Below are 10,984 nucleotides of genomic sequence, written 5' to 3' on the forward strand. Positions count from 1 at the left end.
AGCTCCTGAATATCTTAATCATTTTAATTGAATTCCTTAGCAATCTATTTTATCCATTTACATAAATCCTTTAACAATCCCGGATCTAATACTAGAAAAAAACCGGTGCTTCCTTAATATAAGAGGCACACCGGTTTCGAATAGAATATTTATTAATAGATAGAAGTATTCTCTTTTGACATTTTCTCGATAATTTCCTTAACACGGGCAAGGAAACGTCCGCATACTAAACCATCAAGAACGCGGTGGTCAAGAGACATACATAGGTTAACCATATCGCGGACTGCGATCATTCCGTTGTTCATGACGACCGGGCGTTTTACGATAGATTCTACTTGCAGAATTGCTGCTTGTGGGTAATTGATGATACCCTGTGATTGAACAGAACCGAATGAACCTGTATTGTTAACGGTAAATGTTCCACCTTGCATTTCTGCAGATGTTAGTTTGCCTGCACGTACTTTGTTCGCAAGCTCCGTGATTTCACGAGCGATACCTTTGATTGTTTTCTCGTCAGCGTTGCGAATAACTGGAACGTAAAGTGCGTCGTCTGTTGCAACTGCAATAGAGATGTTGATGTCTTTCTTTTGGATAATCTTCTCGCCTGCCCACATAGAATTGATCTGTGGGTATTCTTTGAGTGCTTGTGCGACAGCTTTTACGAAAAATGCGAAGAAGGTTAAGTTGTAGCCTTCTTTTTTCTTAAAGTCTCCTTTGATGGAGTTACGATAGTCCACAAGGTTTGTAGCATCCACTTCAATCATGGTCCAAGCGTGTGGCGCTTCATGTTTGCTACGCAGCATGTTTGTAGCGATTGCTTTACGCACACCTGTTACAGGTATTTCAATATCTCCAGCTTCTACTGGGACATTAACAGTTTGAGCCGCTTTCGGTACACTTGGTGCTGATGGAGCTGCTTTTTCTGTTTTTTCTGCTTTTGGTGCTTCCTGTGCAGGTGCTTCTGCAGCTATCGGCTTGCTATCTGCTGTCGGGATGTTCCCAGTATCGATAACTGACTGAATGTCTTTTCTTGTAATACGTCCACCAGCTCCAGTTCCGTTCACTTGCTCAAGATCTATATTGTTTTCTTGTGCAAGGCGTAGAACTGCTGGAGAATAGCGTCTTTTATTTGGAGCATCTGTATCACCAGAATCAGATTTTGTCGTTGGTGCTGCAGTAGTTTCTGCTGGTTTAGAATCTTCTTTTGTTTCTTCTGCTTGCCCGCTACCCTCTGTTTCGATATAACAAATGATTTCGCCAACTGCCAGTGTATCTCCATCTTCTGCAGCAAGCTCTTTAATTGTTCCTGAAAAGGAAGATGGGATTTCAGCGTTTACTTTATCTGTCATTACCTCTGCCAAAGGATCATATTTATTTACTTTGTCTCCCACACCAACTATCCAGCGACTGATAGTACCTTCTGTAACACTCTCTCCTAGCTGTGGCATCGTAATCTTTTCAACTGCCATGATGAGAACCTCCTTTATTCAGTAAAGAAGAGTCAACCGCACAAAGACGGAACACTCTTCCTTTGCATTTCAAAAATTAGAATTCTGCTAGCTCGCGCATCGCTTTTTCCACTTTGTCAGGATTAACCATGAAGTATTTTTCCATCGTTGGTGCATATGGCATCGCAGGTACATCTGGACCAGCAAGACGCATAATTGGGGCATCAAGATCAAATAAGCAGTTTTCTGCGATAATAGCAGATACTTCACTCATAATGCTTCCTTCTTTGTTATCCTCTGTAAGTAAAAGTACTTTTCCTGTTTTGGAAGCAGCTTCCATGATTGCATCTTTGTCTAGCGGGTATACCGTACGTAAGTCAAGGATGTGTGCAGAGATTCCGTCTTTCGCTAAACGCTCTGCTGCTTGTAGTGCAAAGTGTACGCACAGTCCGTAAGTAATAACGGTGATGTCTTCCCCTTCACGTTTCACATCTGCTTTTCCAATAGGAAGTACATAGTCATCTGTCGGTACTTCACCTTTTATTAGTCGGTAAGCGCGCTTATGCTCGAAGAATAAAACAGGATCTTCGTCACGTATTGCTGCTTTCAATAAACCTTTAACATCATACGGCGTGGATGGCATTACGATTTTCAGACCCGGTTGGTTAGCAAAAACTGCTTCCACTGATTGAGAATGGTAAAGCGCACCATGAACCCCTCCACCATAAGGAGCACGAACAACTAGTGGGCAAGACCAATCATTATTTGAGCGGTAACGGATTCTTGCTGCTTCTGAAATGATTTGGTTTACTGCTGGCATTATGAAGTCAGCAAATTGCATCTCAGCAATAGGACGCATCCCATACATTGCTGCACCGATTGCAACCCCAGCGATTGCCGATTCAGCAAGTGGTGTATCAATTACTTTGTCTTCTCCGAATTGCTCATAAAGTCCGTTAGTTGCTTTAAATACTCCACCTTTAAGACCTACATCTTCCCCTAGTACAAATACCTTTGAGTCACGCTCCATCTCTTCACGGATGGCCATTGTTACTGCATCTATATAAGAAATTACTGCCATGTTCGTTCCCCCTTACTCAGCGTAAACATGCTTCAATGCAGATTCAGCTTCTGCATATGGAGCACTTTCTGCGTATTCTGTAGCTTCGTTCACTATGCTAGCAATTTTATCGTTGATTTCTTTTTCTCTTTCATCTGACATAACACCAGAAGACTTTAAGTACTCAGCAAATGTTACAATTGGATCTTTTGTTTTTGCTTGAGCTACCTCATCTCTTTCACGATATGCACGATCATCGTCATCACTGGAGTGAGGAGTTAGGCGATAAGAAATCGTTTCAACAAGTGTTGGACCTTCGCCGCGACGTCCACGATCTGCAGCCTCTTTTACAGCAGCATATACTTCAAGTGGATCATTCCCATCTACTGTGATACCTGGCATACCATACCCAATTGCACGGTCAGATATCTTTTCACATGCCACTTGTTTTTCATATGGAACAGAGATAGCGTATTTATTGTTTTCGCACATGAAGATAACTGGTAATTTATGAACTGCTGCATAGTTAGCACCTTCATGGAAGTCACCTTGGTTGGAAGAGCCTTCACCAAATGTAACAAACGTTACTAAGTCCTTTCCTTCTAAGCGCCCACCAAGAGCTACTCCAACTGCGTGTGGAACTTGTGTTGTAACTGGAGATGATCCTGTTACAATACGATTTTTCTTTTGACCGAAATGTCCAGGCATCTGGCGTCCACCAGAGTTAGGATCTTCAGCTTTTGCAAACCCTGAAAGCATAAGTTCCGTTGCAGTCATGCCGAATGTAAGGACGACACCCATATCACGGTAGTATGGTAATACATAATCTTTTTCACGATCTAGTGCGAATGCTGCACCTACTTGCGCTGCCTCTTGTCCTTGGCAAGAGATTACGAATGGAATTTTTCCTGCTCGGTTTAAAAGCCACATACGCTCATCAATGCGGCGTGCTAGTAACATAGTTTCAAACATTTCTAATACTTTTTCATCTGTAAGCCCAAGAGCTTGATGACGATTTTCTGCCATTTTCTTAAACCTCCTATGTACAAAGTGGGAGTATTTTTTTCTCCGCAAAAATTTATGATTTAGATGTCCATTTTTAAACGCTCTATCCCATAAGGTTTAAAGGTCCTATTAACAGACATAAAGCCACTTCTATATTATTACGAATGAATCGCTTTCCCATCTACTGCTAATGCAGCCTCGCCTATTGCTTCAGATAAAGATGGGTGCGGGTGGATGGTATGACCAACTTCCCATGGTGTTGCATCAAGTACTTTTGCTAATCCAGCTTCTGAGATCATGTCTGTTACATGTGGTCCAATCATATGAACACCTAAAATATCATCATTGTCTTTGTTGACGACAAGTTTCACAAAACCATCAGACTCACCATAAACTAATGCTTTACCAATTGCTCGGAAAGAGAATTTACCGGTTTTTACATGAAAGCCTTTTACCTTTGCTTCTTCTTCGGTGTAACCTACAGATGCCACTTCCGGACTTGAATATACACATTTTGATACTAAAGAGTAGTCAATTGGAGAAGGATTTTCTCCTACAATGTGTTCAACAGCAACAATTCCTTCGTGGGAGGCAACATGGGCTAATTGAAGTCCACCGATTACATCACCAATTGCATAGATATGTGATTCTTTCGTTTGGAAGAATTCATTCGTTTGAACAAATCCTTTCTCCACTTGGATATCTGTATTCTCAAGTCCAATGCCTTCTACATTTGCCTGGCGTCCTACAGAAACAAGCATTTTTTCTGCGGTGAAGGATTTCTCTTCCCCTTTATGTTCTGCTTTGATGGTTACTGAGTTTTCAGCTTTTTCTAATGTTTCAGAAAGTACTTTTGCACCTGTTACTACCTTGATTTTACGCTTTTTCAATAATCGTTGCATTTCTTTTGATACTTCTTTGTCTTCTGTAGGTAGTACACTGTCTGCATACTCAAGTACTGTAACTTCTACACCAAAATCTGCAAGCATAGATGCCCATTCAATTCCGATAACACCTCCGCCTACAATGATAATAGACTTTGGCAACTCCTCTAATGCGAGCGCCTCATCAGATGTCATCACTTGATTGCCATCTATATCAAGACCAGGAAGTGAACGAGGACGAGATCCAGTTGCAACAACTACGTTTTTGGGAATTAGCATGTCATTTTCATCACCATTTGCATATTCAACAGAGATTGTACCTGGCATTGGTGAGAAAATGGAAGGTCCTAAAATTCTCCCTGTTCCATAATAAACATCAATTTTACCCTGTTTCATTAAGTGCTGAACTCCGTTATGGAGCTGATCAATAATTTTTTGTTTTCGTTCTTGCACTTTTATGAAATCCAGTTTCACTTCACCGGAAACAACCCCAAATTCTTCACTATTTTTCGTTTGTGCAAATACTTCTGCACTTCGGAGTAATGCTTTACTTGGGATACAACCTGCATGAAGGCAAGTCCCACCGATTTTCTTTTTTTCGACTACTGCAGTTTTTAAGCCCAGCTGGGATGCACGAATAGCTGCAACATATCCGCCTGTTCCGCCACCCAAGATGACTAAATCGTATTCTTGTGCCATGTTCTCTTGCTCCCTTCTAGCTTTGGATTACTTTCGTTTCGATTTCTGTTCCAGGGTATATCTTAGCTTCTTCTTCACCTCTTAAAACTCGCAGAGCTCCTTCTGTAAGTGCTTGAAGTTCGTTTTCACCTGGATGTACGATTACATCTGCAATCCAGCTGATTCGATCAGAGATTTGTTTCACAAAACCTTTCCCATAAGCAAGGCCACCAGTTAAAATAATGGCATCTACCTTTCCGGCAAGTACTGCACTTGCTGAACCGATTTCTTTCGCAACTTGGTATGCCATTGCGTCATATATTAAAGCTGCTTTTTCATCACCTGATTCAATCATCTTTTCTACTTTGACTGCATCATTTGTGCCAAGGTAACCGACTAGACCGCCTTGTCCCACTAATTTTTTCATTATTTCATCACGATAATAGTCACCAGAGAAGCATAAAGAAACGAGGTCTCCAGCAGGAACCGTACCGGCACGTTCTGGAGAAAATGGTCCGTCCCCATGTAGCCCGTTATTTACATCCACTACACGTCCTCCGATATGCGTTCCAACTGTAATACCTCCACCCATATGAGTGATGATAAGATTTAGATCTTCATATTTTTTACCAATTTCTTTTGCAACTCGGCGAGCTACTGCTTTTTGGTTTAAAGCGTGGAAAATACTCTTCCGTTCAACTAAAGAAAAACCTGAAACTCGAGCAATATCAGAAAGCTCATCAACTACTACCGGATCAACGATATATGATGGGATGTTTAAACCAGTCGCGATTTCAAAAGCAATGATGCCTCCGAGATTCGATGCATGTTGTCCCGCAAATCCAATCTTAAGGTCATGAAGCATTTCCTTATTAACCGTATACGTGCCACCTTCGATTGGACGTAAAAGTCCGCCGCGTCCACATACTGCACTTAGCTTGGAAATATTGATTCCTTCCTGATCTAACGTTTCAAGGATGGTTTGTTTTCTAAATTCATATTGATCGTAAATACTTGCAAAGGAATTGATCGTTTCGCTATCATGACGCAATGTTTTTTCAAATACGGAACGCTCATTGTCAAATACGCCAATTTTCGTAGATGTAGATCCTGGATTGATGACAAGTATGCGATATTCCTTTTCTGACAAAGTTGAAACCTCCATTTTTTAGGTCAAGGTAGTTGCTAAGCACACAACCTTGACCAAGCGTTACTTGTAATATTATCTTCCATTACGACGGCTAAGAATATGATGACCATTTTGCAAGAACTGGCTGCGAGAATTCTTCATTCTTTCAATGCGCTCTTCTGCTAAGCGGTCTGCTGCACGGTAAGTCGGGATTCCGTCACGTTTTGCAATCTCAATAACTTTTTCAATGTTGTCATAGATTCCTTCTACTTTTTTCAATGCACGTTCACGGTTGTAACCGTATAGCTCATCCGCAACATTGATTACTCCCCCTGCATTGATTACATAATCAGGTGCGTATACAATTCCTAGTTCATGAATGATATCTCCATGTTTTGTGTCTAGCAATTGGTTGTTAGCAGCACCAGCAATTACTTTTGCTTTCAATTGAGGGATAGTTTCATCATTAATCGTTGCTCCTAGTGCACATGGAGCATAAATGTCGCAATCAACGCTATAGATATCATTAATGTCTACTGCTTTTGCTCCAAACTCTTCTACAACACGATTAACTGCCTCTTTGTTAATATCTGTTACGATAAGTTGCGCTCCTTCTTCATGCAAGTGGCGGCATAGCGTGTACGCAACATTTCCAACACCTTGAACTGCAATAACCTTTCCTTCAAGGGAATCAGTACCGAACGCTTCCTTTGCTGCTGCTTTCATCCCACGATATACACCAAATGCTGTTACTGGAGATGGGTTACCGGAAGAACCGAATGCTGGGGATACACCTGTTACATAATCTGTCTCTTCATAAATTAAATCCATGTCAGCCACAGTCGTTCCCACGTCTTCTGCAGTGATGTAACGACCATTTAATCCTTGAATATATCGCCCGAATGCACGGAACATCTCTTCGTTTTTATCTGTACGCGGGTCTCCGATAATTACGGTTTTACCACCACCAAGGTTCAATCCTGCAGCGGCATTTTTATAAGTCATTCCTTTTGCAAGACGTAATGCATCTTCAATTGCCGCAGCTTCGTTGGCATACGTCCACATACGTGTTCCACCAAGTGCTGGTCCTAAAGTAGTATCATGAATCGCGATTATAGCTTTTAATCCAGATTGTTTATCCTGACAAATAACTAGTTGCTCGTAATCGTAAGTCTCCATATATTTGAAAATTTCCATGATAAAATTCCTCCCCAAGATAGTTGAAAATATAGTTTGAATTTTATTTAACAGAGCAAACTGCAAGTGCGAGAGAATATAATTTACTTTCCGCAGTATCTGCTCTTGAAGTTAATACAACCGGTGCTTTCGCTCCTGCAATAATAGCCCCAACCTTCGCTCTAGCAAAATAAATTAATGACTTATACAAGACATTCCCTACTTCAATTGTAGGAACAAAAAGTATATCTGCATGACCAGCAACATCACTTTTTATGCCTTTATGCTCTGCAGCAAGTACAGACATAGCAATATCCAATGCCAATGGACCATCCACTATACAATCTTTGATTTGGCCTCTATTGTTCATTTGGGTAAGTAAAGCGGCGTCTACTGTCGCCTGCATGGCAGGATTCACCACTTCAACTGCTGCTAATGGAGCAACCTTTGGAATCTCTATCCCAAGTCCTCGAGCTACCTGAACAGAGTTTTGAACAATTTGAACCTTTTGGTTAATATCTGGTTCTACATTCATCGCTGCATCTGTAACAAAAACTAACTTGTCATAACCAGGCACTTCAAATGCAGCAACATGAGAAAGTACATTTCCAGTTCGCATACCATATTCTTTGTTCAAAACTTCCTTTAGAATGATGGCAGTAGGAACATTCCCTTTCATCAAAACATCTGCTTCACCATTTGTTACTGCTTTCACAGCAAGCTCTGATGCTTTCTTCGCTCCATTTGCCGGGACAATTTTTAAAGCACTATGTTTCAGATCAATTTGGTGTTCCTCTAATAATGCTGTTATTTTCCCCTCATTCCCAAACAATATAAATGAAGCTAGCTGTTTGTTTAAGGAATGAGAAACTGCTTCGATTACTTCTTCATCTTCCGCAGCAGCAATCGCTACAACCTTTGAGGTGAGCTGGGTTGCTTTGGTGATAAGTTCTTCTAGTTTCATTTTCTCAACCCTTCCTTTCTTCACATTATTTAATGCAAGAACCGTGCCAACACAGAATTTATATGAAAACGCTTTATTTCACTTAAAGTGATAATGCAAAATCCTTCACATTAAGCAATATTTTGCATGCATTTCTATTCAATCGAAAACTTCTCCATTTTATAGTAGAGGTTTCTTATTGATACACCTAGTTCCTTAGCAGTTTTTGTTTTATTCCCTTTATTTTTCTTCAGTGTTTTACTGATGATTTTAGCTTCATATCCCTCCAGCATCTCCATCAACGTCATTTCATCCGAAACTGTTTCAGTTGACTCTCTATGGCCACGTTCCTTAGATTCAGCTAATGCAGGTATATGGCTTAAATCAATAAACACCTCATTGAATTGCATAAAGATGACTGCTCTTCCTAGTACATTCTCCAATTCCCTGACATTTCCTGGCCAATCATATGCCGCCAAGTGATTGATGACTCTCGGTGTTAAGCCTTCTACATTTCTGCCATAGTCTTGATTAATCTTGCGAAGCAGGTGCTCACTTAGTGCCTCGATATCTTCCTTTCTCTTTCTCAAAGGCGGGATATGTATTGGCATTCGGTTCAACCTATAATAGAGATCTTCCCGAAAAGTTCCATTAGCGATACCTTTTTCCAAATTTACATTTGTAGCGGCAATCACTCTCACATTAACATTAATAGCTTTTGTTCCACCTACACGAATGATTTCATTTTCTTGCAAGACCCTTAATAGCTTTGCTTGTGTATTAGCAGATAACTCACCAATTTCATCAAGGAATATACTTCCATTGTTTGCTTCTTCAAAAAGACCTTTCTTCCCGCCCCTTTTGGCACCAGTAAATGCTCCTTCTTCATATCCAAACAATTCACTTTCAAGTAATGATTCTGTTAAAGCCGCACAGTTAACTCTAATAAACTTATTGTACTTTCGATTGCTGGCATTATGGATGGCATGGGCAAACAATTCCTTACCAGTTCCTGACTCTCCGCGAAGCAATACCGTCGCTGGCGTTTTCGCCCCAAGCTTCGCTTGATCAATTGCTAAACTCATTTCATCTGAGGTCCCAATTATATCCTCGAAAGAGTACTTCGCTTCTAACGTCCTTATTATTTGCCTTGCACGGTCTAATTCCGTCGTTAATGTTTGAATTTCAGAAACATCATGGATGACACCGACACTACCCTTCAATTTCCCATCGACTATTATCGGTGCAACATTTACAATAACTTCTTTTTTTGTTGGACCAACCTTCATATTTACACCTCGTACTGGACGCCTCGTTTCCAGTACCTTCATGTGCATGCTGTCACCTTCTGAAATATCTGTTGTGGCCGGCTTTCCAATTACTTGTTTTTCTTCAAGTCCAGTCAGCCTTGTATAGGCGGGATTTATCATTAGCCCTCTACCATGTTCATCAACTACTGAGATCGCTTCATCAGATGATTGGATGATGGCCTCCAACATTGTCTGGATACCTTTCAAGTTTGTTACTTCTTCAGCAAGATGCATCACTTCAGTAATATCTTTAAAGATTGCAAATGCCCCTATTACTTTACCGCCTTCATCAATTAACGGCGACCTTGTTGTAATAATTTTTCTTCCGTTTTGCAGTAGCATTTCTTTGTTTTTTTCTACTTTTTTTGTATGTATTACTTCAAGGAGTCTACTTGACGGTACATTCTCCAATATATGTTGCCCAAGCAATTGCTCCTTTTTTATCCCAACTATTCTTTCTGCGCTTTTATTATAAATAATCACAGTTCCAGCGTGGTCCACTACCATCAATCCGTCATGTAACAAGTTAAAGATAAGGTCACGTTTATGGGATTGGTATTTCATTTTGGCAATTAGCGCTTCTTTTTCCTCCACAAGGGTAGCTGTAATATGAGCCACCGAACCTGGTATTAGAACCGTTCTTTTACTTTTGTATTCGCGAATTTCTTGGAAAACTTCCTCTGACCCCGTGGCCTCAATTATAATGTCCACTTTGTCTGATAGAAACTCTTTCCAATCAAAACCTATATTAATACCCATTTCTTTCGCCAACGCTAATCCCGGTGCACGTTGATCTTTATCAACCACCGCTTGGAGATTAAACATTCCTGAATGCGTTAACATTTTTAAAATCGCAGAACCACCTTTTCCAGCACCAACAATCAATACTGTCTGCATACATAACCCCTCTGACCGTTTAATAAAATTGAAAGAAAATTCACAGTCTTTTATTATAGGTGTGAAATTTTTTGCACACCTTTATCTTAATTCTTTTTTCTCTGCTACGCAAGAAAATTTCTGCTATAATTAATTCGGACTTATCGGAAAGTGAGGAAATACTATTCATGCAACGAATTGTAGCCTTAGTCATATTATTAATTCCCGGAATAATTGCTGTTTACGGAATAAAGCTTATGCGTGATATGGTTTTTAATATCGGACATCCTCTTATTCCCTCATTAACACTTCAATTTATTATTGGTTTCTTATTCTTTTTGGTGGGATTATGGTTTGTAGCCGGGTTTATTTTTTATCGTGATAGAAAGCGCAGTAAAGTTCAGGAGAGATTTAAGAAGAAGGAACATTAAGAAAGGCATTTTTCTAAAAGTAATCGAGTAGGAGGGGGTGACTA

9 protein-coding genes are annotated in these 10,984 nt (G+C 40.3%); 1 reads left to right on the forward strand and 8 read right to left on the reverse strand.

From position 1 onward, the window contains the following. Positions 1 to 152: 152 nt before the first annotated feature. The 8 genes from LRP81_RS19985 to LRP81_RS20020 all read right to left on the reverse strand — a co-directional run bounded on the left by LRP81_RS19985 (position 153) and on the right by LRP81_RS20020 (position 10,530). The gene (locus tag LRP81_RS19985; RefSeq protein ID WP_230504447.1) at positions 153 to 1,469 is read right to left on the reverse strand and encodes a dihydrolipoamide acetyltransferase family protein; all 1,317 of its coding nucleotides are present in this window, start codon (positions 1,467 to 1,469) and stop codon (positions 153 to 155) included. 76 nt (positions 1,470 to 1,545) lie between these two features. Then, positions 1,546 to 2,529: an alpha-ketoacid dehydrogenase subunit beta gene (locus LRP81_RS19990; RefSeq protein ID WP_230504449.1), complete on the reverse strand. Its 984-nt coding sequence runs from the start codon at positions 2,527 to 2,529 to the stop codon at positions 1,546 to 1,548. Between the two features lie 12 nt (positions 2,530 to 2,541). Further along, complete coding sequence (locus LRP81_RS19995) at positions 2,542 to 3,534, reverse strand: thiamine pyrophosphate-dependent dehydrogenase E1 component subunit alpha (RefSeq protein WP_230504451.1); 993 nt, start codon at positions 3,532 to 3,534, stop codon at positions 2,542 to 2,544. 137 nt (positions 3,535 to 3,671) lie between these two features. Then, positions 3,672 to 5,096, reverse strand: a complete 1,425-nt coding sequence (gene lpdA / locus LRP81_RS20000; RefSeq protein ID WP_230504453.1) for a dihydrolipoyl dehydrogenase — start codon at positions 5,094 to 5,096, stop codon at positions 3,672 to 3,674. A gap of 16 nt (positions 5,097 to 5,112) precedes the next feature. Further along, a complete protein-coding gene (gene buk, locus LRP81_RS20005; RefSeq protein WP_230504455.1) occupies positions 5,113 to 6,240 on the reverse strand; it encodes a butyrate kinase in 1,128 nt (375 codons plus the stop codon). A gap of 57 nt (positions 6,241 to 6,297) precedes the next feature. Next, positions 6,298 to 7,401: a Leu/Phe/Val dehydrogenase gene (bcd, locus tag LRP81_RS20010; protein WP_230504457.1), complete on the reverse strand. Its 1,104-nt coding sequence runs from the start codon at positions 7,399 to 7,401 to the stop codon at positions 6,298 to 6,300. 43 nt (positions 7,402 to 7,444) lie between these two features. Next, complete coding sequence (yqiS, locus tag LRP81_RS20015; protein ID WP_230504459.1) at positions 7,445 to 8,344, reverse strand: phosphate butyryltransferase; 900 nt, start codon at positions 8,342 to 8,344, stop codon at positions 7,445 to 7,447. A gap of 134 nt (positions 8,345 to 8,478) precedes the next feature. Then, positions 8,479 to 10,530 (reverse strand): sigma-54 interaction domain-containing protein, encoded by a 2,052-nt coding sequence (locus LRP81_RS20020; protein WP_230504461.1) that lies wholly within the window; start codon positions 10,528 to 10,530, stop codon positions 8,479 to 8,481. A 167-nt stretch (positions 10,531 to 10,697) separates the two neighbouring features. Here LRP81_RS20020 and LRP81_RS20025 point away from each other — a divergent pair, with 167 nt between their 5' ends. Continuing rightward, positions 10,698 to 10,940 carry a DUF2627 domain-containing protein gene (locus tag LRP81_RS20025; protein ID WP_230504462.1) on the forward strand — a complete coding sequence of 81 codons (243 nt, stop codon included), beginning with the start codon at positions 10,698 to 10,700 and terminating at the stop codon, positions 10,938 to 10,940. The last annotated feature ends 44 nt before the right edge of the window (positions 10,941 to 10,984 follow it).

Origin of the sequence: Sutcliffiella rhizosphaerae (assembly GCF_917563925.1) — a bacterium.
Taxonomy (GTDB): domain Bacteria; phylum Bacillota; class Bacilli; order Bacillales; family Bacillaceae_I; genus Sutcliffiella_A; species Sutcliffiella_A rhizosphaerae.

Bases quoted from the DNA above. Each gene is read 5' to 3' on its own strand.
- LRP81_RS19985 (WP_230504447.1), bottom strand. From the start codon at position 1,469: ATGGCAGTTGAAAAGATTACGATGCCACAGCTAGGAGAGAGTGTTACA.
- LRP81_RS19990 (WP_230504449.1), bottom strand. From the start codon at position 2,529: ATGGCAGTAATTTCTTATATAGATGCAGTAACAATGGCCATCCGTGAA.
- LRP81_RS19995 (WP_230504451.1), bottom strand. From the start codon at position 3,534: ATGGCAGAAAATCGTCATCAAGCTCTTGGGCTTACAGATGAAAAAGTA.
- lpdA (WP_230504453.1), bottom strand. From the start codon at position 5,096: ATGGCACAAGAATACGATTTAGTCATCTTGGGTGGCGGAACAGGCGGA.
- buk (WP_230504455.1), bottom strand. From the start codon at position 6,240: ATGGAGGTTTCAACTTTGTCAGAAAAGGAATATCGCATACTTGTCATC.
- bcd (WP_230504457.1), bottom strand. From the start codon at position 7,401: ATGGAAATTTTCAAATATATGGAGACTTACGATTACGAGCAACTAGTT.
- yqiS (WP_230504459.1), bottom strand. From the start codon at position 8,344: ATGAAACTAGAAGAACTTATCACCAAAGCAACCCAGCTCACCTCAAAG.
- LRP81_RS20020 (WP_230504461.1), bottom strand. From the start codon at position 10,530: ATGCAGACAGTATTGATTGTTGGTGCTGGAAAAGGTGGTTCTGCGATT.
- LRP81_RS20025 (WP_230504462.1), top strand. From the start codon at position 10,698: ATGCAACGAATTGTAGCCTTAGTCATATTATTAATTCCCGGAATAATT.